Annotated in this window: 20 protein-coding genes and 1 pseudogene; 10 read left to right on the forward strand and 11 right to left on the reverse strand. The window is 72.7% G+C overall.

The features are described 5' to 3' along the window. The first annotated feature begins 5 nt into the window (after positions 1 to 5). Positions 6 to 728: an aspartate/glutamate racemase family protein gene (locus ACWCQS_RS10860; protein ID WP_451004118.1), complete on the forward strand. Its 723-nt coding sequence runs from the start codon at positions 6 to 8 to the stop codon at positions 726 to 728. Between the two features lie 47 nt (positions 729 to 775). Here ACWCQS_RS10860 and ACWCQS_RS10865 read toward each other — a convergent pair whose 3' ends face one another. The 4 genes from ACWCQS_RS10865 to ACWCQS_RS10880 form a co-directional block, all read right to left on the reverse strand. After that, positions 776 to 1231 carry an N-acetyltransferase family protein gene (locus ACWCQS_RS10865; RefSeq protein WP_451004119.1) on the reverse strand — a complete coding sequence of 152 codons (456 nt, stop codon included), beginning with the start codon at positions 1229 to 1231 and terminating at the stop codon, positions 776 to 778. Then, positions 1228 to 1644 carry a RidA family protein gene (locus ACWCQS_RS10870; protein WP_451004120.1) on the reverse strand — a complete coding sequence of 139 codons (417 nt, stop codon included), beginning with the start codon at positions 1642 to 1644 and terminating at the stop codon, positions 1228 to 1230. The genes ACWCQS_RS10865 and ACWCQS_RS10870 overlap by 4 nt, the downstream gene beginning before the upstream one ends. 83 nt (positions 1645 to 1727) lie before the next feature. Beyond that, a complete protein-coding gene (locus tag ACWCQS_RS10875; protein ID WP_451004121.1) occupies positions 1728 to 2657 on the reverse strand; it encodes a GNAT family N-acetyltransferase in 930 nt (309 codons plus the stop codon). A gap of 65 nt (positions 2658 to 2722) precedes the next feature. Next, the gene (locus tag ACWCQS_RS10880) at positions 2723 to 3442 is read right to left on the reverse strand and encodes a hypothetical protein (protein ID WP_451004304.1); all 720 of its coding nucleotides are present in this window, start codon (positions 3440 to 3442) and stop codon (positions 2723 to 2725) included. Between the two features lie 146 nt (positions 3443 to 3588). On the opposite strand from ACWCQS_RS10880, the gene ACWCQS_RS10885 reads away from it, so the two are divergent. The 4 genes from ACWCQS_RS10885 to ACWCQS_RS10900 all read left to right on the forward strand — a co-directional run bounded on the left by ACWCQS_RS10885 (position 3589) and on the right by ACWCQS_RS10900 (position 7524). Beyond that, entirely contained in the window at positions 3589 to 4374 is a 786-nt protein-coding gene (locus tag ACWCQS_RS10885) for a nucleotidyltransferase domain-containing protein (RefSeq protein ID WP_451004122.1), read from the forward strand. A gap of 148 nt (positions 4375 to 4522) precedes the next feature. Next, positions 4523 to 6373 carry an FUSC family protein gene (locus tag ACWCQS_RS10890; protein ID WP_451004123.1) on the forward strand — a complete coding sequence of 617 codons (1851 nt, stop codon included), beginning with the start codon at positions 4523 to 4525 and terminating at the stop codon, positions 6371 to 6373. Positions 6374 to 6537: 164 nt separating this feature from the next. Further along, positions 6538 to 7194, forward strand: a complete 657-nt coding sequence (locus tag ACWCQS_RS10895) for a DUF899 domain-containing protein (RefSeq protein WP_451004124.1) — start codon at positions 6538 to 6540, stop codon at positions 7192 to 7194. A 153-nt stretch (positions 7195 to 7347) separates the two neighbouring features. After that, the gene (locus ACWCQS_RS10900; protein ID WP_450980585.1) at positions 7348 to 7524 is read left to right on the forward strand and encodes a hypothetical protein; all 177 of its coding nucleotides are present in this window, start codon (positions 7348 to 7350) and stop codon (positions 7522 to 7524) included. A gap of 24 nt (positions 7525 to 7548) precedes the next feature. Here ACWCQS_RS10900 and ACWCQS_RS10905 read toward each other — a convergent pair whose 3' ends face one another. The 3 genes from ACWCQS_RS10905 to ACWCQS_RS10915 form a co-directional block, all read right to left on the reverse strand. Next, complete coding sequence (locus ACWCQS_RS10905) at positions 7549 to 9561, reverse strand: ABC transporter ATP-binding protein (protein ID WP_451004125.1); 2013 nt, start codon at positions 9559 to 9561, stop codon at positions 7549 to 7551. 146 nt (positions 9562 to 9707) lie between these two features. Next, positions 9708 to 10094, reverse strand: coding sequence for a hypothetical protein (locus ACWCQS_RS10910; RefSeq protein ID WP_388622311.1), 387 nt, complete (start codon positions 10092 to 10094; stop codon positions 9708 to 9710). A 188-nt stretch (positions 10095 to 10282) separates the two neighbouring features. Further along, positions 10283 to 11056 carry an ATP-binding protein gene (locus ACWCQS_RS10915; protein ID WP_451004126.1) on the reverse strand — a complete coding sequence of 258 codons (774 nt, stop codon included), beginning with the start codon at positions 11054 to 11056 and terminating at the stop codon, positions 10283 to 10285. Between the two features lie 221 nt (positions 11057 to 11277). Here ACWCQS_RS10915 and ACWCQS_RS10920 point away from each other — a divergent pair, with 221 nt between their 5' ends. From ACWCQS_RS10920 to ACWCQS_RS10930, 3 genes and pseudogenes are all read left to right on the forward strand, one after another. Next, on the forward strand, positions 11278 to 12138 hold the full coding sequence (locus ACWCQS_RS10920) for a helix-turn-helix domain-containing protein (RefSeq protein WP_451004127.1): 861 nt from the start codon (positions 11278 to 11280) through the stop codon (positions 12136 to 12138). Next, the gene (locus tag ACWCQS_RS10925) at positions 12139 to 12393 is read left to right on the forward strand and encodes a DUF397 domain-containing protein (protein ID WP_388621247.1); all 255 of its coding nucleotides are present in this window, start codon (positions 12139 to 12141) and stop codon (positions 12391 to 12393) included. A gap of 97 nt (positions 12394 to 12490) precedes the next feature. After that, positions 12491 to 13298: pseudogene (locus ACWCQS_RS10930) on the forward strand (SAM-dependent methyltransferase). A 103-nt stretch (positions 13299 to 13401) separates the two neighbouring features. Here the strand turns inward: ACWCQS_RS10930 and pdxR are convergent. Then, the gene (gene pdxR / locus ACWCQS_RS10935; RefSeq protein ID WP_451004128.1) at positions 13402 to 14823 is read right to left on the reverse strand and encodes a MocR-like pyridoxine biosynthesis transcription factor PdxR; all 1422 of its coding nucleotides are present in this window, start codon (positions 14821 to 14823) and stop codon (positions 13402 to 13404) included. 46 nt (positions 14824 to 14869) lie between these two features. Here pdxR and ACWCQS_RS10940 point away from each other — a divergent pair, with 46 nt between their 5' ends. Further along, a complete protein-coding gene (locus tag ACWCQS_RS10940; RefSeq protein ID WP_451004129.1) occupies positions 14870 to 15388 on the forward strand; it encodes a carboxymuconolactone decarboxylase family protein in 519 nt (172 codons plus the stop codon). A gap of 184 nt (positions 15389 to 15572) precedes the next feature. Here the strand turns inward: ACWCQS_RS10940 and ACWCQS_RS10945 are convergent, their stop codons facing one another. The 3 genes from ACWCQS_RS10945 to ACWCQS_RS10955 form a co-directional block, all read right to left on the reverse strand. Continuing rightward, positions 15573 to 17060, reverse strand: coding sequence for a glutamate synthase subunit beta (locus ACWCQS_RS10945; RefSeq protein WP_451004130.1), 1488 nt, complete (start codon positions 17058 to 17060; stop codon positions 15573 to 15575). Positions 17061 to 17245: 185 nt separating this feature from the next. Next, entirely contained in the window at positions 17246 to 17725 is a 480-nt protein-coding gene (locus ACWCQS_RS10950; RefSeq protein ID WP_451004305.1) for an anthrone oxygenase family protein, read from the reverse strand. Between the two features lie 96 nt (positions 17726 to 17821). Beyond that, entirely contained in the window at positions 17822 to 18517 is a 696-nt protein-coding gene (locus ACWCQS_RS10955; RefSeq protein ID WP_451004131.1) for a DUF2293 domain-containing protein, read from the reverse strand. Positions 18518 to 19099: 582 nt separating this feature from the next. On the opposite strand from ACWCQS_RS10955, the gene ACWCQS_RS10960 reads away from it, so the two are divergent. Beyond that, positions 19100 to 19732 (forward strand): uridine kinase, encoded by a 633-nt coding sequence (locus ACWCQS_RS10960; RefSeq protein ID WP_451004132.1) that lies wholly within the window; start codon positions 19100 to 19102, stop codon positions 19730 to 19732. Positions 19733 to 19740: the final 8 nt, after the last annotated feature.

Genomic DNA, 19740 nt, shown 5'->3' on the forward strand with positions numbered 1-19740 from the left:
CCGGCGTGCGGATCATCGTCACCAACTGCAACACCACGCAGGAGATGACCGAGGAGATCGTCCGCGGCGCCCGCGCCGCCGCGGGCCCGGCCACCAAGGTGACCGGTCTGACCCCCGCCTGGGGCCCGGCGTCCGCCGAAGGCTGGCTGGACAGCTATCTCTCGGCCGCCGCCGTCCTCGACACCCTGCGGACGTACGACGGACCTCCGTACGACGCCGTCGTCCTGGCCGGCTTCGGCGAGCACGGCCGGGAAGGCGTGCGGGAGTTGGTGGACGTCCCGGTCGTGGACATCACCGAGGCCGCCGCCCACCTCGCGTGTCTCCTCGGCCGCCGCTACGGCGTGGTCACCACCCTCGACCGCTCCCGCGGTCAGATCGAGGACAGCCTGGAGACGGCCGGTGTGGCCCGGAACTGCGCCGCCGTCGTCGGCACCGGCCTCGGCGTCCTCGACCTCGCCGACGATCCGGGCCGCACCGAGGCCGCTTTCCTGACGGCGGCCGAGCGGGCCCGGGACGCGGGCGCCGAGGTCCTGGTCCTGGGCTGCGCCGGGATGACCGGACTGCAGCAGGCGGTGGGGGAGAAGCTCGGGGTCCCCGTGGTCGACGGCGTGGCGGCGGCGGTCAAGCTCGCCGAGTCCCTGGTCGCCCTGGGCCTGACCACCAGCCGCGCGGGCAGCTACGACAGACCGCTGCCCAAGGGGAGGAGATGGGGACGGCCGGCGCGGTGAGTCGCCAGGTGTGGTTTCCCGTCGCCACGGTGGGAGGCCGGCCGGGCTCAGGGCCGCCAGACATACCGCACGTCCGGCTCCCGCTCCTCGTTCCCGCTGCCGTCGGTGAACTCGGCCGCGGCGAAACCATGGCGCTCGTAGAAGCGGTGGGCGGGTCTGTTGACCTGGAAGGTCCACAGGTTCAGCCCGCCCGGGCTGCGCTCCTTGGCCAGCGCCACGAACCGGTCACCGACACCGCGCCCCCGCCACTCCGGGTCCAGGTACAGCTGCGACAGCAACTCCCCGTCCAGCACCATCAGCCCGACGATCCCGCCGTCGGCGGCCTCCGCCACCCAGGTCTCCCGGAACGGCACCACGACATCCCGGATGTACTCCCGGACCTCGTCGTCGGTGTGCGGCCGGACGACGGTGGGCAGGGCGGTGTCGAAGGACCGCAGATACACATCCGCGGCGGCACGGGCGTCCGCCGCCACGGCCCGGCGCAGCACGACCCCGTCCGTCACCGGTTCCCCTCCGGCTCCGGCACCACGGCCGTGGCCGTGATCTCCACCAGCTGCCCGGTGTAGCCGAGGCAGGCGACCCCGAGCAGCGTGGACGAGTGCGGACCCGCGCTCAGCCCGGAGGCCTCCACCACCTCCCACACCGCGGACAGTACCGGGGTCTCGCTGCTCACGACGTACACATCCGTCGTGACGACGTGTGCCAAGTCGCTGCCGACGGCGGCCAGTTGCTCCCGGAGGTTGGCGATCACCTGTTCGGCCTGCCGTACCGGATCCCCCGGGCCGACGATCTCCCCCTTCTCGTCGAGCGGCACGGATCCGGCGAGGAAGGCCAGCTTCGTCCCGGCCTCGACGACGGAGGCGTGGGAATAGCGGGGCGGTGGGAAGAGGACCGGGACGGTTACGCGCTGGATCACTGGGATTGCTCTCCTGAAACGACGGTGGACGACTTCCCGACGAATCCCGATGATCGGGCCCCTCGGCCCTGCACGCATCCGAATTACCAGGACGCCTCCGCCGACGGGACGCCGATGGCGGAGGCGTCGGCGTACGGGCTCTCCACTCGCCAACCGTCCGCGCGGGCCACGCGTTCGAAAATGCCGATCTTGTAGGCCAGCCTCTCCGGCTCCCCGATGTCGCACGACCAGCCTGCCCTGGCCCACTCCTCCTCACCGCGCACCAACGGACGCCCGCGGACCGCGAGATGCAGAGCGAGCGTGGAGCGTGCGTACACGCCCATCAGCTCACGTCTTCCGGCGATGCGCCGGTAGCCGGCGGTCTCCCGGAGCAGCAGTCGCCGTCCGTCGTCACCGGCGGCCAGCAGCGGTTCGCCCTCGACGAACAGACTCAGCTCGCCGCCCTCTTCCCGGACCTCGTACGCGGGCAGGAACGAAAGCCTGGCGAATCCCAGGGCATGCTTCCAGGAGGTCACCCACAGCCCGCGGTTGAGGTAGTAACGGACGGCCTCCTGCCAGGTCCAGTACGCGTCCAGACGGAATCCGTGCAGCCCTGCGGCGCGGCAGGCTTCGTACACCGTGTTCAGCACGGCGCCGGCGAGACCGTTGCGCCGTGCTGCCGGACGGACGTGGAGCGAGGTGACGCGGAGCGCGTCCGCGCCCGTCGGCCAGGTGTCGACGGCGACGGTGCCGACGACTCCCCGCCCGGACGTGCCCGACGAGCAGATCCAGTACCTCCTCGAAAAGTCGTCGCTGTGCGTGTACTCCCGCCCGGCCGAGCCCAGTTCGCGTCGCAACCGCTTCTCGGCCGACACCGTGAGCGAGTCCGGGTCACAGCTTGCGCCGAGGGCGCCCTCGGTGAGCGCGGCCAGGTCCCAGAGGCCGAACCGCCGTCCCTCACCGAAGGCGACGGGGCGCAGGAGAGGGGAGGCCGTCAGACGTTCGTGCACCCGGAGGGCTTGATCATCCTTCATGTGCCGGGAGCGTAGGGACAGCCGCGCAGGCCGTCCCCTCGCTGCGGGATCTTCGTCCTGGCCTGTCATGCGCCCGGAGGACCCGACTGTCGTTCACCCGCTTGCCGTTCGCACTCCTGTGCGAGGTCCGGGTACGCCTCGGCGATGGCGGCGTAGAGCCGGCGGCGCAGCAGTTCCTCGGCCGCGGCACGTCCCGTGCTCCCGCGCAGACCGTCCAGGAGCTCGTCGTACCGGGTCAGCCGGCGGCGCAGGTAGTCGACCTTCCAGCGGTTGAGCGTGTGCTGATCGGCCGGCTGTGCCGTCGCGGGTTCGGGCGTATGCCTCCGCCGCTCGTACACCCGCCTCCTGTCCCGCTGGTTGCGGTGTTCCACCGCCAGCTCCGCGAGCCGGCGCGCTGCCAGACGCGGCACGTCGATGGGTTCCGCCGCGATCCGCGCCAGCACCTCCCGACGCCGCCGGAGCGCGGCCGCCCGCGCCGCCGCGGACCGGCGGGCCGCGGCGGCCGAAACGGCCCGGAACTCCTCGCTGTCCTCGGCCGCCTCGACCCGGTCGAGGCGATACAGCCGTGTCCGCGGTGCCGAGTCGAAGTGCGGGTTGCTCCGCAGCAGATCGGGCTCGCCAAGCAGGTGACGGACCATGCCCGGTGTCCATCCCCGAGCGCGCAGCCCCGCCATCGACACATGCGTGCGCGGCTGCGGCGCATCCGCCCGGTGCTCCTGCTGCCGTGTGGCTTCCCCCGCCCGCTCGTGTCCGCTCTCGGCCCCGTCCCTGCCGTCCTGGATCATCACGACTGCCTCCCCCGTCGTCACACTGCGTTACGATTCCTTGATAACGCGTGCCACTGACAACGGGCTGTGACCAGGTTGTCGAAGCGGAAAGCCTCGCGGAATTTCGGGAGCGGACTCCGTGACGGCTGCGGCAGGCTGAGCCCATGCCCACGTCCAAGCCCTCGCCCCGGTTTCCCGATTCCGTCTTCCTCGACCGTACCGCCGACCGCCTCGCCGCCCTCCCCGCCGTCCGGGCGGTCGCCCTCGGCGGCTCCCGAGCGCAGGGCACTCACCGGGACGACAGCGACTGGGACCTGGCGATCTACTACCGGGGCTCCTTCGACCCCGACGACCTGCGGGCCGTCGGCTGGGAGGGCGAGGTGTCCGAGGTAGGCGGCTGGGGCGGCGGGGTCTTCAACGGCGGGGCCTGGCTGACGATCGACGGGCGCCGGGTCGATGTGCACTACCGGGACCTGGACGTGGTCGAGCACGAGCTGGCGGAGGCGCAGGCGGGACGGTTCCGGGTGGAGCCGCTGCTCTTCCATCTCGCCGGCATCCCGACCTATCTGATCGTGGCCGAACTGGCCGTCAACCAGGTGCTGCGAGGCACCCTGCCCCGCCCGCCGGACTACCCGGCCAGGCTGCGCGTCACCGCCGCCGAGCGCTGGCACGGCACCGCCCGCGCCACCCTCGCCTATGCAAAGGCCAACCACGCCTCCCACGGCCGCCTCACGGAGACCGCCGGGTCCGTCGCGACGGCCGCCGCCCAGGCCGCGCACGGAGTGCTGGCGGCACGCGGCGAGTGGGTGACGAACGAGAAACGGCTGCTGGAGCGGGCCGGACTACGGGGGATCGACGCGGTGGTGGGTGCGCTGCGGGCCGAACCCGAGGCCCTCGTCGCCGCCGTGACCGAGGCCGAGGAGATCGTCGCCGGCGCATTGCGTTCATAAAGTAACCGGCCCTCCCGGCCACCTTTCACGTGCCGGAAACGTGAGCGTCCCGTTCGCACCGAGAACGCCCCCTACCGTGGAAGCACAGCCACCCGGCCGCCGTCGTCCGAAGGCAAGGCACGTCCCGCCCGCGTACGACAGGAGTCCCGTGTCCCGGCCCGCCGCCCCCCTCTGGCTCGCCCATGCCCTGCGCGCCCAGCGCGGTCCCGTTCCCTGGAGCGCGGTGACCCGGGGCGCGCTCGCCGCCGGTCCGCTGCTGCTCGCCGGCGTCGGTACGGGACACACCGCCCCCGGCGTCCTCGCCGCCATCGCCGCGATGCTCGCCGGCATCAACGACCGGCCGGGCAGCCGGCGCGCCTCCGTCAAGCGGCTCGGGGTGCCCGCGCTCGCCGGGGCGCTCGGGCTTCTCACGGGGACGTATGCGGGGCATGCGCTGGCCGCCGTACCGCTGACCCTGACCCTCACCCTGCTCGGACTGCTCGCCGGTGGCATCAGCGCGGTCGGGCCTGTCGCCTCCGCCGCGGGAACGCAACTGCTCGTCGGCGCCGCGATCGGCGCCGGAATGCCGGCGGCCGAGAGCGGCTGGCAGCGGGCCCTCGCCTTCCTCGCCGGGGCCGGCTGGCTGCTTCTGCTGCGGCTCGCCCTGCCCACGCCCGGTTCCCTCGCCGGGGACTTCCGGTTCGACGGGGAGCGGGAGGCCGTGGCCGATGTGTACGACGCCGTCGCCGCCCTCCTCGACGCCGTGGGCGGTGAACACGCCACGGCCCGGCGGGCCGCGCTCACCGCCGCCCTCGACCAGGCCCAGGACGCCCTCGCCGGGCCCCGGCTGCGCCGGTACGCCAGTTCCGCCGCTGAGCGCCGGCTGCATGCGCAGTACGTGGCCGCCCTCCCGCTCGCCGAGGCCGCCACCGCGCTGTTCTGGGCGGGGGAGCCCGTCTCCCCGCGGACCGCGGCAGGGCCCCGGCGGCTCGCCGCCGCCGTCCGCGGCAACACCGGCACCGGCCCGCTGCCCGCCCCCCACCGGTCGGCCCCCGCCCTGCGCGCCCTCGACGACGCCCTGCTGCGCGCGGCCGAGGCCTTCGACCGGGACGAGGACGCACCACACCGGCCGCTCGCCCGCCGCCGGGACGTACGACACGCCGTACGCGCCGCGCTCGGCACCGGCGGACGCGAGTACGGGCTACGGGTCGCCCTCTGCTTCGGGGCCAGCGCGGCCATCGCCCAAGCGCTCCACCACGCCCGCTGGTACGGCCAGCACCAGCACTGGTACTGGCTGCCCGCCACCGCCGTGTTCCTCGTCAAGCCCGACCTCGGGCCGCTCGCCTCCCGCGTGCTGTGCCGAGCCGCCGGGACCGTGCTCGGCGCCCTGGTGTTCGCCGGGCTCGCCACGCTGCTGCCACGCCCGGCCGGGCTGATCGCGCTGGTCGCGGTCTGCGGGGCGCTCGTGCCGGTCGCCACCCGGCACTTCGCCGCGCTGACCGCCGTCGTCACCGTCCTCGTCCTCGCCCTGGTCATGGCCGGCGGCGAGCCGCAGGCCTCCCTCAGCCGGATCGGCGAGACCCTGCTGGCCTGCGCGCTCGTACTGGTCGTCGGGCATCTGCCGATGCCGGGGCAGCACGGCGGCGGGGTGCGGGAGCGGCTCGCCACGGCCGGGAGTGCCGCGCACGCATATCTGGCGCACGTCCTCGCCGAGTCCGACGACCGCGCCGAGCGGTGGGCGCTGCGCCGGGAGGCCTACCGCACCCTCGCCGAGGCGCGCACCGCCATCGCGCTCGCCGCCGCCGAACTGCCCGCCCTCGCCCGGCACACCGCGGGCACCGATGCCGTCGCGGACGTCCTGGAGCGACTTGTCGACACGACCACGGCCTGCGCCGTACACCTCGACGACACGGGCCGGCTCACGCCCCGGCACATCGGGCAACTCCAGGGCGCGCTGGGAGAGTTGCGGCTTCAGGGAGTCGAAGTACCGCTGCCCGCCGTGCAGCGGATCAAGGTGTAACCCCGCACCCTCGACCCGCCTGTCCCGTAAGGGAGTTGGAGTACGGGAGCGGGACGCCGGCGACGCGGCGGGTCCGAGGTGCCGGAAAAATCTTCGCGCGCGGCGATGAGTTCTGCGCCCGGCGGCGGTCACCACCCGGAACCGACCGCAGGACAGGAGGGCCCATGTCGCTTCCGGAGATCGTCTCGCGCGAGCGGTGGCGCGCGGCGCGCGAGGAATTGCTGCGCAAGGAGGAGGCGGTCAGACGGGCCCGCGAGGTGCTCGGGGAGGAGCGGCGGCGGCTGCCCATGGTCGAGGTCGACGCGGAGTACGTCTTCGAGGGTGGTGACGGCAAGGCCACCCTCGTGGACCTCTTCGAGGGCCGGGCCCAGCTCGTCGTCCACCACTTCATGTTCGCCCCGGAGTGGGAGACCGGCTGCCCGTGCTGCTCGGCCTTCCTGGACCAGGTCGGCCATCTCGCCCACCTGCGGGCCCGCAACACCTCCTTCGCGGCCGTCTCCAGGGCCCCGTTCACCCGGATCCTGCCGTTCAAGGCGCGGATGGGCTGGGTGGTGCCCTGGTACTCCTCGTCGTGCCCCTCGTCCCACGGCGACTTCAACGTCGACTTCGAGGCCACCGTGGAGTCGGACCGGGGGCTGGTCGAACGGCCGGGCGTCAGCTGCTTCCTGCGGGACCGCGACCGGGTCTTCCACACCTACTCGGTGTACGACGACGGGCTGGACGGACTCGGCACCCTCGCCGGTCTGCTCGACCTCACCGCGCTCGGCCGCGGCCCCGCCGGCAGCGACCGGACTCGCCTTCACGACGAGTACGACTACTGACACGGAGGGTGCGGTTCATGCCTCAATGTGACCGGTCCCGCACGCTCCGCGCCGAACGAGTGTAGGTAATGTCTCAGTCCCGTCACCGAGCGAGGCGTTTCCCTTCTCCTGGGCGTTAACTCCTACGAGTACGACGCTTTCTGGAGGTGCGAGATGGTGAACGGGCGAACGGTGCTCGAGCGCTTTCCCGCCGGTGGTCCGCGGGGCTCCCGGCCCGCGGAGGAGTTCGCGCACGCGCGGCGTCTGGAAGGCCTGCCCGCCGAAGTGGTCATGGACCTCGCGACGGACACCTTCCTGGTGATCGTGCGGGGGACCGAGGCGGCCGAGTGAGCACGCTGTCGCCGTCGGCCGTGCTCAGGCCGGCTTCGGCGCCGGTACCTGCGCCGTGAACTGTTCCGCCTGCAGCGCGTACAGCTCGGCGTAGACACCACCCCTGGCCAGCAGCTCCTGAGGCGTGCCGGACTCCACCAGCCGCCCGTGCTCCAGCACATGCACCAGGTCGGCATGCCGGACCGAGGCCAGCCGGTGGGTGATCAGCACGACCGTCTGCCCGCTGCCGGCCAGCGCCCGGATCTTCTCGAACACCTCCAGCTCGGCCCGCGCGTCCAGCGCCGCCGTCGGCTCGTCCACGATCAGCACCCGCCCGCGCCGGTACGCCGCCCGGGCGATGCCGAGCCGCTGCCACTGACCGCCGGACAGCTCGTGCCCGCCGCTGAAGTCGCGGGCCAGCAGCGTGTCCAGGCCGCGCGGCAGATCGGCGACCACCTCCTCGGCTCCCGCTTCGGCGACGGCGGCGGCCAGCCGTTCCTCGGTGATGGGCGCGGTCGAGCGGCCGACGGCCACGTTCACCCGGGCGGTGAACGGCCAGCGTTTGAAGTCCTGGGCCACCATGGCAATCCGCTCGGCGAGCAGCCGCCGGTCGGCCCGCGCCGCGTCGACGCCGTCCCACAGGATGCGGCCGCGGTCCGGGGTGTAGAGGCCCGCGAGCAGCTTGACCAGCGTGGACTTGCCCGAGCCGTTCTCGCCGACGAGCGCGATGATCCGGCCGAGCGGCAGCGTGAGGGTGACGTCGTCCAGGGCGGGGCGGGCTCGCAACCCGGCGGAGCCGGCTCGCAACTCACCGGTGGAGGCCTGCAACTCACCGGTGGAGGGGGCGGGCGTGTCACTCGGATAGCTGAAGGTGACGTGCTCGAACCGGATCTCCTTCGGGTCCTCCGGCAGGGCCTCGCCGCCCTCCGGGACGGCCCGCTCGGCCGCCTCCACGTACAGCCGCTGCAGATCCCCCACGAACAGGGCCTCCTCGTGCAGCTGGTTGATCTCCAGCACCAGTGTGTCCAGGCTCGACGCACCCGTGCGGATCGCGATCACCGCCGTACCCGCGACCGACAGGGCCATCGCGCCGGCCAGCAGCAGCGCCCCCAGTGTGGCGTAGGTCGCGAGCGTGGCGAGGCCCGTCCAGCCCGCCGCGATCAGTCCGGTCCGGGCGGCGAGCCGGGCCAGCCGGGCCTGCTCCGCCTCCGCCGTCTCCGACATGGACCGGAAGTGCCGCAGCAGGAACGGGCCGACCCCGTGCACCCGGATCTCCGGGGCCGCGGCCGGCTCGGTGAGCAGATGGCTGATCAGCCGGCCGGCGCGGGCGTGCTGCACCCAGACATGGAAGGACTCGTAGCGGCGCCGGGCGTTGGTCAGCGCGCTCCAGGCGCTCGGCAGGGTCATGGTGACCAGCAGCGGCAGCAGGAGCGGATGCAGCACCGCCAGCACGCCCGCGGCCGCGATCAGCGAGATCAGCGCGCCGATCACCCGGGCGCCGTAGGAGATCATGCGGCGCGCGGACTCGGCGCCGTACCGGGCGGTGTCCAGCAGTTTGTGAAAGGCGTGGTCCTCGATGGCGGCCAGCTCCACGTTCGCCGCCCGCTCCAGGTACAGCTCCGTCGCCACGCGCTCCACCTTGGGCTCAAGCCGCCCGATGGCGTGGGTGGAGGCCGCCCGCAGCAGCACGGCCACGAGCGATACGGCGGCCATGGCGAGCAGTGCGGGGGCCGCCGACCGGAGGCGCTGCTCGATGTCCGGGCCGGTCAGCAGCCTGGCGAGCGCGTTGTTCACGGCCAGCAGGCTCACCGCCTGGGCGGCGCCGCGCAGCGCCTCGGCGGCCAGGACGATCCGCGCGGCCCGCGCATCGGCCTGCAGGGCCAGCCGCAGACTGGACGCCAGCATGCCGGGCAGCCGGACGACCATCGCCCGGAAGCTCAGTTCCAGAAAGGCGTCCGCGTGCTCGTTCCAGCCCATGTCGTACCGCAGCGGTCCCCCGAACAGCAGCCGCTCCGACCCCGACACCACGGGTTCGGGCGTCCCCCGCTTCTTCCTCACCTGGCCTCCCGGAGCGTGACGGAACGGCCACTATCTCCGGGCGTACGGGTGGCGGGGGAGGGCGCGAGGGGGGAGTGCGGGGGAGTGAAGGGGGTGTAAGGCGAGCCCGCACCCCAGCGGGCGTCACCGCCGAGGCGAGCGCGGTCTCACGCCGCCCGAGACCAGTCCGGAGTAGTCCCGGTCACCCGGCACAGGGCCAGGTACAGCGGGATCGGCGGGGTGTACGGAACCGTGCCCTCCGGACGGTGGATGAGCCGTGCGGTGCCGGTGACCAGGGCGCCGGGGGCGTAGTGCGCCGGAGAGGGCCAGGGGAGGGCGTAGTCGGAGTCCGACGGGACGATCCACCACCAGCGGGCGCCGTCGGTGTACACACAGCCCAGCCGTGGCAGCCGGGGTACGACGAGCGGGCCGAGGCGGTCGGGCACGGCCACGGCGTCGCAGCCGAGCGGTGCGGTCATGCCCTCCGGCACCGCGAGCCGGCGGGGTGCGTCCGGGACGGACCTGTGCCGTTGCAGCCGCACCAGGGTGTCCAGACCGAGGGACCGCTCGGGGCCCTGGCCGGCGGTACCGACGGCAAGGGCGGTACGGGGGGCACGCGCGGCGCCGACGGCGCCGGGCCGGAAGGGGCTCGTGACGTGGTGCCCGCTGTCGTGCGCATCTGACTCGCGACCGTCCGGGCCGTGGCCGCCGGGGTCGTGGCCGCCGGAGCCGTGCCGTGCGGTCACGGGCGCTCCCCGGCGCGGTGCTGCTCGGGGGCTCGGTGCAGAGACTGGTGGGGTGGCCGGTCCAGGAATCGGTGGCGGTGGGGGTCCGGTGCCCCGGGGCGGTGCTGGGGCTCGGGTGCGAGAGGGCGGAGGTGCCCGGCGGCCCGTTGCCGGCCCTCCGGTGCCTCGTCCTCGCCGGAGTCGTCCGGGCGGCCCGGCTTGGGACGGGCGCCCCAGCCCAGGTCGGCTCGCGGAGCGGCGGTGCCGCGGTCCGCGTCGGTCTGGCGGGCCAGTTCGGCCCAGACCAGCAGCCCGGGCCCGTGTTCCTGCGCGCCCCAGGCCCGGCACAGCGCGTCGACGAGGAGCAATCCCCTCCCGTGCTCCTCATCGGGCCGCTGCGGGGACGGGTGGGGTTCGCCTGGGGCGCAGCCCTCGTCGCGTACGGCTATGCGCACGGTGTCGTCGTGATCCTGCAGCTCGCACACCACCCGACTGCTCGCGGTGTGCACGATCGCGTTCGTGACCAGCTCGGATACGACCAGGGCCGCGCTGTCGCAGGTGTCCGCGCACACCGACCAGCCGGTCAGCCGGGCATGCGCGAGGCGTCTCGCCTGGGCGACGGAACCCGGATGTGCGGCCAGCTCGAAGCGGAACCGGCGCCCGGCAGCGCCCCCGTCAGGGGCTGCTCCCGTGGCCGCACCGAGACCGGGGTGGTCTGCGGCGGCGTCTGTTCCTAAGGGCGCGGACGGAATCACGCTTGCCACTATCTCCCCGCCGTGAACACTTGGCAAGTGTCACTCTGAAAATTGCAGAGTGCTGTGTGACTCGGTCAGGGGCCGTGGCACACTGCTCGCAACAGCACGTCGAGCGGCGCCAATTGGGGTCATCGGAGGTCCGTCCCGGTCTTCGAATGCATCTTCGAATGGCGCCGCAGGGCTGTCGGGAGACATCTGTCAGGAAACCTTCGGTTGTCAGAAGGCGTCCGGTGGAGGCGTTCGGTGGAGGTGAGAGCGTGAGCGAACCGCGGTCCGCACCGACGGTGGGCCAGGTCGTCCTCGGCCGACGCCTGTTGGACCTGCGGGAACGTGCCGGACTGAAGCGTGAGGACGCCGCCCGCGTCCTGCGCGTCGCGCCCGCCACCGTCCGCCGTATGGAGATGGCCGAGGTCGCCCTCAAGATCCCGTACCTGCAACTGCTGCTGAAGTCCTACGGCGTGGCCGACGACGAGGCCGAACTCTTCGTCCAGCTGGCCGAGGAGGCCAACAAACCCGGCTGGTGGCAGCGCTTCCACGACATCCTGCCCGGCTGGTTCTCCATGTACGTAAGCCTGGAGGGCGCGGCCGGCCTCATCCGCTCCTACGAGCCGCACTTCGTCCCCGGCCTGCTCCAGACCGAGGACTACGCGCGCGGTGTGCTCAAGTCCGGTGCCATCGGCCAGACCAGCCCGGACGACATCGAGCGGCACGTCGCCCTGCGCATGCAACGCCAGCAACTGCTCACCCGTCCCGACGCCCCCCGCTTCTGGGCGGTGATGGACGAGACCGCCCTGCGCCGCCCGGTCGGCCCTCCGGAGGTGATGCGCGCGCAGATCGACAAGTTGCTCGAGGCCACGAAGCTGCCCCATGTGACGCTCCAGGTCGCCCCGTTCGCGAGCGGGCCGCACCCGGGGACGTACGGGCCCTTCGTGCTGTTCCGATTCGCCATGCCGGAGCTGCCGGACATGGTCTACAGCGAGTACCTGACCGGCGCCGTCTATCTGGACGCGCGCACGGAGGTGGCGACCCACCTCGAGGTCATGGACCGCATGGCGGCGCAGGCCGCTACGGCACAACGCACGAAGGAGATCCTCCGGGATCTCCGCAAGGAGCTGTGAATGGATCGCATCACGCCGCGCGGACACGTCTACAACGGCATGCCGGCGCGGGAGTTGGGCAGCGAGGGCTGGCACAAGCCCTGGAGCGGCGGCAACGGAGGGAACTGTCTGGAGGCGATGAAGCTCGCCGACGGCCGGATCGCCGTACGGCAGTCCACCGACCCGGACGGGCCGGCGCTGATCTACACCACCGCCGAGATGACCGCGTTCATCGAGGGTGCCAAGGCGGGGGAGGCCGACTTCCTGCTGTCCTGACCTTGAACCGCATGTTGCTACTCGCTCAACTTCCTTACTTTGGTACCGACTTGATCATTCATTGCGCCGGACGCTCATGACGCTCATGGAGTGCCGCATGACAGGGCAGGACCCGACGGCCGTGGCGATCGACACCAGCAAGCCGCATCCCGCGCGGATGTACGACTGGTATCTCGGCGGCAAGGACAACTACCCCGTCGACGAGACGATGGGTCGTCAGATGCTGGCCCTCGACCCCCGGGTGCCGGTGATGGCCAGGGTCAACCGCGCGCTCATGCACCGCGCCACCCGGTGGCTCGCCAGCAGGGCGTACGACAGTTCCTCGACATCGGCACCGGCATCCCCACCGAGCCGAACCTGCACGAGATCGCCCAGCAGGTCGCGCCCGAGGCACGGGTCGTTTACTGCGACAACGACCCGATCGTGCCGGCCCACGCCGCGGCCCTGCTGCGCAGCACACCGGAGGGCGCGACCGAGTACCTGCAGGCGGACGTGCGCGATCCGGACGCGATCGTCGCCGGCGCCCGGCGGGTCCTGGACCTCGACCGGCCGGTCGCGCTCTCCCTGGTCGCCCTGCTGCACTTCATCCCCGACGAGGACGGCGCGCACGACCTGGTCGGCCGGCTGCTGGCCGAACTTCCTTCCGGCAGCTACCTGATGATGACCCACGCCACGGCCGACTTCACCCCCGAGGAGTCGGCGGCCGCCACCGAGAAGCTGAAGGCGGCCGGCGTCACCCTGGCCCTGCGCTCCCGCGAGGTTTCACCCGCTTCTTCACCGGCCTCGATCTGGTCGAGCCCGGCGTCGAGATCGTCCACAAGCGGCACCCGGAACTGGGCCAGCCGGTCCCGGGCCAGGACGACGGGGTGATTCCGGGGCACGGGGCGGTGGCCCGGAAGCGGTAGACCCGCGCGGCGCGCCTGTTCAGCGCCAGGGTCGGCCACTGAACCAGCCCCGCGCCGCGCGCGCCGGGGACAACTGCGCCGCACGCCGCAGGCGCCCCACCCCTCACCCGGGAGGCAGCACCCCGCACAGCGCCTCCAGCGCCGCGCCGTAAGCATGTTCCGCGGCGGCCGCGTACCCCATCACCAGTCCGTCACCCATCGTCGTGGCCGTCTGCGGATGCCGGAACGCGTCGAGTCCGTCCACGGCGACGCCCTGCCATGCGGCGGCCTTCACCGTGGACCGCTCGGTGCCGGGCGGCAGCCGCAGCACCGCGTGCAGCCCGGCCGCGATGCCCGTCACCTCGACCTGCGGCGCGTGTTCCGCGAGCGCGGCGACGAGCCGGTCACGCCGGTGCCGGTAGCGCTGCCGCATACGCCGCACATGACGGTCGTACGCCCCGGAGACGATGAACTCCGCCAAGGCCAACTGGTCCAGGACGCTCGCCCAGCCCTCCCGCTCGCCCTTCGCCGCCAGCACGGGCCCGACATACCGCTCCGGCAGCACCATCCAGCCCAGTCGCAGCGCCGGCGACAGGCTCTTGCTGACCGACCCGAGGTGGATCACCCGCTCCGGATCGAGACCCTGGAGGGCGCCGACCGGCTTGCGGTCGTACCGGAACTCGCCGTCGTAGTCGTCCTCCAGTACCACCGTCCCACGCGCGCGTGCCCAGCCGATCACGGCCGCCCGGCGCTCCGGGTGCAGCGGGCCGCCGGTCGGGAACTGGTGCGCCGGCGTGAGCAGCACGGCCCGCTCCCGCCCGAGTACGTCCACTCGCGCGCCGTGCTCGTCCAGCGACAGCGGCACCGTGCGCACCCCGGCCGTGGTGAGGAGTCCCCGGTGGAAGTCCAGTCCGTACGCCTCCACGCCCAGCGGACCGCGCAGCACCCCGCCCGCGCCCTGGCCGAACAGCAGCCGCAGCGCATGCGCGAAGCCCGAGCAGATCACGATCCGGTCCGGCTCGGTCCGCACGCCACGCGCGCGTGCCAGGTATTCGGTCAGCGCCTCCCGCAGCTCACGCCGCCCGGCCGGATCTCCGGGCCCGAACGCCTCGTTCGGCGCCGCCTGGAGCGCCCGCCGATAGCAGGCCGACCAGGTCGCCCGCGGGAACGCCGACGGGTCCGGTGCGCCCTGCCGCAGATCGTGTCGCGGGCCACGCGCGCGTGGAGGTGTTTTCGCAGGCGTCCGTACGGCGTCCCGCAGCGGCTCCGCCCGGTCGGCGACCCGGGTGCCCGAACCCTGGCGGGCGGTCAGCCAGCCCTCCGCGACCAGTTCCGCATATGCGTCGGCCACCGTGTTGCGGGCCACGCCCAGATCGGCGGCGAGCGACCGGTACGGCGGCAACCGGGTGCCCGGCGCCAGCCGCCCGCCGCGCACCGCCTCGCGCAGCGCCCGGGTCAGCGCGGCCCGCCGCCCGCCCGGACCCGACAGCTCCAGATGCAGATCGGTGCCGATCCGCTCCGCGGAATTGACCCACGATTCCGTCATGGAAGTGCACCCTACAACCGGTCTATCGGGTCCATAGGTTGAGGCCATGACGACGAACACGAACACCGCCGCAGCCGACATCACCACCGTGATCGCCGAGGTCGAGGCCGCCCGCACCCGACTGGACTTCGCGAAGTCCGCCCCCAAGGTCTTCCGCGCCATCGTCGGCTTCGACGCCGCCGCCCGCGCCGGCCTGGACCCGGCGCTGGTGGAGCTGATCCAGATCCGCTCCTCCCTCCTCAACCACTGCGCCTACTGCCTGCACATGCACACCAGCGACGCCCGCAAGGCCGGCGAGAGCGAGGACCGGCTGCACATGGTCGCCGTCTGGCGCGAGGCACGGCACTTCTTCACACCCAAGGAACAGGCCGCGCTCGCGCTCACCGAGGCCCTGACCCTCGTCGCCGACGCGGGCGTCCCCGACACCGTCTACGCCGAGGCCGCGGCCCACTTCGACGAGGAGGAACTGGCCCACGTCATCGCCGTGATCTGCACGATCAACACGTGGAACCGGGTGGCCCTGTCGACGGGGAAGGTGGCGGGGACGGACGAGCGGAAGGGCTGAGCGGCGACGAAAGCTGCGGGCGTCGATCGCCCTGTGTCGCCGGCCACTCCACCTGCGGTACCCGATCTCGCCGGTAACCTCATACGGCCACACCGGCAACCACAACTGCGTATCCCGGCGGTGTCGAACCGGCCGTCACCAGAGCCGAGGACAGCCAACGGCGACAAGTAGCCGTCGGTCACGCCTACACCCTCATCGGCCGATCCCTCGGAGAGACCGGCGCAGGCAACCGTGAACTCCCGGTCAGCCAGCGGTCGACGGCTGCCGCCACCGCCCGCCCCTCCGCGATCGCCCAGACGATGAGCGACTGCCCGCGCGCCGCGTCCCCGGCGGCGAACACCCCGGGGACGTTGGTCGCGAAGCCGTCGTCCCGGGCGATCGTGCCGCGCGTTTCGAGCTCCAGCCCCAACTGCCCGATCAGCCCGTCCTTCTGGTCCGGCCCGGAGAACCCGAGGGCGAGCAGCACGAGATCGGCGGGCAGCGTCCGCCCGGTGCCCGGCACGGGGCTGCGTGACTCGTCGACCTCGACCAGGTGCAGCGACCGCACCCGCCCGCTGCCGTCCCCGTCGAAGTGGAGCGTGGACGCGGCGAACAGCCGCGCGTCAGCGTCCGCCGCCGGTGCCGTACGCAGGTCCCGGGCCTCCTCGTGCGCGGCCGTCAGCCGGTAGACCTTCGGGTACGTCGGCCATGGCTCGGTTTCCTCGTCGCGCTCGCTGCCCGGCTGCGCGTAGATGTCCAGCTGGGTCACGGACGCGGCCCCCTCGCGCACCGCCGTGCCCAGACAGTCCGCCCCGGTGTCCCCGCCGCCGACGATCACCACATGCTTGCCGGCCGCGGACAGCGGTGAAACCTCCAGATCCCCCTCACACACCCTGTTGGCCAGCGGCAGATACTCCATCGCCTGGTGTATCCCGTACAACTCCCGACCCGGCACCGGAAGTTCCCGCCACGCCGTGGCCCCCGTGGCGATGACCACGGCGTCGTACCGTCCGCGCAGCTCCACCGCCCCGACATCCCGCCCGACGGCCGTCGACGTACGGAACTTCGTCCCCTCGGCCCGCATCTGCTCGATCCGCCGCTCCAGATGCCGTTTCTCCATCTTGAACTCGGGGATGCCGTACCGCATCAGCCCGCCGATCCGGTCGTCCTTCTCGTACACGGCGACGGTGTGCCCGGCCCGGGTCAGCTGCTGTGCCGCGGCGAGCCCGGTGGGCCCGGAGCCGATGACGGCGACCGTCTTCCCGGACAGCCGCTCGGGCGGCCGCGCCTGGGCGAAACCTTCCTCCCACGCCCGGTCGGCGATCGCGCACTCGACGTTCTTGATGGTGACGGCCGGCTGGTTGATCGCCAGCACGCATCCCGCCTCGCACGGTGCCGGACACAACCGCCCGGTGAACTCGGGGAAGTTGTTGGTGGCGTGCAGCCGGTCGCTCGCCGCCCGCCAGTCCTCCCGGGAGACCAGGTCGTTCCACTCCGGGATCAGATTGCCCAGCGGGCAGGCATCGTGGCAGAACGGGATGCCGCAGTCCATGCACCGGTCGGCCTGCTTGCTGATGATGGGCAGCAGCGCTCCCGGGACATACACCTCGTCCCAGTCCCGCACCCGCTCCTCGACGGGCCGCCGCGGCCACTCCCGGCGCGGCGTGTTCATGAACCCCTTGGGATCGGCCATGGTCGTCTTCCTCGCGTACGGATACCGCGCGGGTATCGGTGTACGACGGGCCGTACGCCATTCGGGCGGCGTCCTTCGGCACTCTTTCGGCCACGATACGTCCGCCCCGGCCACCGCGCAGAGTGGTGGACAGCGCTTTCTCCGTGGCTTGTCAGGAGCCGGCCGCCCCGGGGCCCGCACGCAGATCAGGCGAGGGCCAGTACATAGACCAGTGCGGCCGCTGCCGAGGCACCGGTGCGGACGTGGTTCCAGAACGTCCACTCGCGCACGTACGCCGGCCAGTACTCGGCGGCCTCCGCGGCGCCCGGGGGCAGCCGGGCCAGCCGGTCGTTGCGGGGAACGTTGGCGACGATCGTCAGCCCGAACGAACCGAAGAGATACAGCGCGCTGCCCAGCAGCAGTTCGAGTTTCCCCTCATCCGGCCACACCACGAACGTCACCACCGCGATCATCGCGCTCAGCACCGCCGAGCCGTTGAACACCGTCATGAAGGCGGGCCGGACGGCGGCGACATTGATCGCGTTCATCGCCGCGACACCCTGCGCGGGCGGCAGCGCGGCGAGCCCCCGCATCACAAAGGTCGAGAACGCGCAGAACACCCCGGCCATCAGCCCGGTGCCGAGTACCCCCACCACGACCAGCACGAAGAACGGCCCGTCGATCATCTCCACGCCCCATCCCGTCTCGTTCCGCCCGGTACACGCCCGGCATCACCTCTTTTTCTCCTCCTTCCTTCTCCCCCACCTCCCTCCCTCTCCCGCTCAGCCTGCCTCCGCCCCGGCGTCCTGCCAGGCCCGCAGCACACCCTCCACAGCCGGGGCGATCCGGCGCCGTGCCTCGTACCGTGACACCCCGCTCATCAGCAGCTGGTCGTACGGTGTGTCCACATGCCGTACGGCCGCCACGACCGCCGAGACCACAGCTCCCTCCGACAGCGCCCGCCCGGCCGCGCTGCGGCCGACCCGCCCACTGCCGCGCACGGACGCGTGCGCCGCGACGGCCCGCGCGCGATCGGCAGGGCAGCCGGGAAAGAGCCGCAGGATCTCGGCCGCGAACGCCGCCGCGAACCGCTCGTCCTCGGCCGCCCGGCGCCGTGCGTCCCGCGCCCGCCGCCTGCGCCGCGCCTCCGCGTCCGCCAGGCAGCGAGCCTCGGCCCGGGCCAGCGCCGCCTCCTCCACCAGCACGCCCTGCCGCTCGTAACGTCCCTTGCGCCGGTTGAACCGCACCACGACGACCGACAGCCCGCTCTCCTCCCTCGACCTGCGGGTCAGTGCGGTGTCACCGCGCGGCAGGAACACCAGGTGCCCGAGGTCCGTGCAGTGCAGACAGCGCGGTGCCCCGCCCTCCAGCACGAGCAGCGACAGCGGCCCCCGCCGGCACGTGGCGCACCGCTTGGGCTTCTGCGCCTGGATGACGACAAGCCGTCCGGGGGAGTGGGAAGTTGAGGGAATCGTCATACGCGGTACTTTCCCCGCCGCCACCCATGCCTTGCCTACTCCGTCTTGTCCATTGCCTCCTCCTTCCCGCTCCGTAAGTTGAACACCGGCACCCGGATACGGTGCCGCGCCGGAGCCTGGATCTCGTCCACCACCGCCACGGCGAGATCGGCGTACGACAGCCACGGCTCAGCCCCGTCGCCACCCTCGGCACGGGGCAGCCGCTCCCCGCCGACGCGGTACCGCCCCGTCCTCGGTCCGCCGTGCTCCAGGTCTCCGGGGGCGTGAGCATCACCCAGTCCACGGGGCCGTCCGCCCGTTCCCGCAGGCGCTCCAGTCCCGCGGTGTGTGCCCGGGCGAAAGGAAGGAGTTCCGGCGGGAAGGCCACCGTGTCGTTCATCACCAGCCGGCCGTCCTCGCCGACCAGATTCGCACCCAGCCCCACCGCCACGAGCCGGCCCACCCCGGCCGCGGCGAGTCTGTCGAGCAGCGCGTCGGCCGCCTTCACGCAGAACCGGGCGTCGAGCGTGTCGAACCCCTGCTCGGGCCCGCTCCCCGACAGGCACTGTCACCTCACCTTCCGCCACCCGGCATCATGGCCCTGTGCGACTCGAAGCGATCACCTGGGACCGGCTCGCGGAGCAGCTCGCCGATCGGCTGGCCGGGCTGGAGCCGGCCGACGGAAGCGCCTGGCCGCGTGTCGGCCTCGACGGGGCCCCGGCCGCCCGGCCCGGCGACCTCGCGGAACGGGTCGGGGAAGCGCTGCGGGTGCGTGGCCGGCCCTCACTCGTGGTCGGCGCGGAGGGTTTCCTGCGCCCCGCTTCGCTGCGCCTGGAGCACGGGCGGCGGGACGCGGAGTCGTACTACGGCGGTTGGTTCGACACCGGCGCCCTGTGGCGCGAGGTCTTCGGCCCGCTCGACCCCGATGGCAGCGGGCGGGTCCTGCCCGACCTGTGGGACCCGGCCACCGACCGGGCCACCCGCAGCCCGTATGTCCAACTCCCGCCCGGAGGGGTTCTGTTGCTCCACGGCCCCCTCCTGCTGCGGCACTGGTTCCCCTTCGACCTGACCGTGCACCTCCTCCTCTCCCCGGGTGCCCTGCGCCGCCGTACCCCTGAGAACGAGCACTGGACGCTCCCCGCCTTCGAGCGCTACGAGTCCGAGACGGACCCCGCGGGCACGGCCGACGTGCTGGTGCGTGCCGACGACCCGCGCCATCCCGCCTGGAGCGGCTGATCCGGGCG

This window comes from Streptomyces sp. NPDC002076, assembly GCF_053593835.1.

Excerpts from the sequence above, each read along its gene's own strand:
- ACWCQS_RS10875 (WP_451004121.1), bottom strand. The coding sequence starts at position 2,657 with ATGAAGGATGATCAAGCCCTCCGGGTGCACGAACGTCTGACGGCCTCC.
- ACWCQS_RS10895 (WP_451004124.1), top strand. The coding sequence starts at position 6,538 with ATGTCGCTTCCGGAGATCGTCTCGCGCGAGCGGTGGCGCGCGGCGCGC.
- ACWCQS_RS10945 (WP_451004130.1), bottom strand. The coding sequence starts at position 17,060 with ATGGCCGATCCCAAGGGGTTCATGAACACGCCGCGCCGGGAGTGGCCG.
- pdxR (WP_451004128.1), bottom strand. The coding sequence starts at position 14,823 with ATGACGGAATCGTGGGTCAATTCCGCGGAGCGGATCGGCACCGATCTG.
- ACWCQS_RS10955 (WP_451004131.1), bottom strand. The coding sequence starts at position 18,517 with ATGACGATTCCCTCAACTTCCCACTCCCCCGGACGGCTTGTCGTCATC.
- ACWCQS_RS10925 (WP_388621247.1), top strand. The coding sequence starts at position 12,139 with ATGGATCGCATCACGCCGCGCGGACACGTCTACAACGGCATGCCGGCG.
- ACWCQS_RS10885 (WP_451004122.1), top strand. The coding sequence starts at position 3,589 with ATGCCCACGTCCAAGCCCTCGCCCCGGTTTCCCGATTCCGTCTTCCTC.
- ACWCQS_RS10880 (WP_451004304.1), bottom strand. The coding sequence starts at position 3,442 with ATGATCCAGGACGGCAGGGACGGGGCCGAGAGCGGACACGAGCGGGCG.
- ACWCQS_RS10900 (WP_450980585.1), top strand. The coding sequence starts at position 7,348 with ATGGTGAACGGGCGAACGGTGCTCGAGCGCTTTCCCGCCGGTGGTCCG.
- ACWCQS_RS10950 (WP_451004305.1), bottom strand. The coding sequence starts at position 17,725 with ATGATCGACGGGCCGTTCTTCGTGCTGGTCGTGGTGGGGGTACTCGGC.
- ACWCQS_RS10940 (WP_451004129.1), top strand. The coding sequence starts at position 14,870 with ATGACGACGAACACGAACACCGCCGCAGCCGACATCACCACCGTGATC.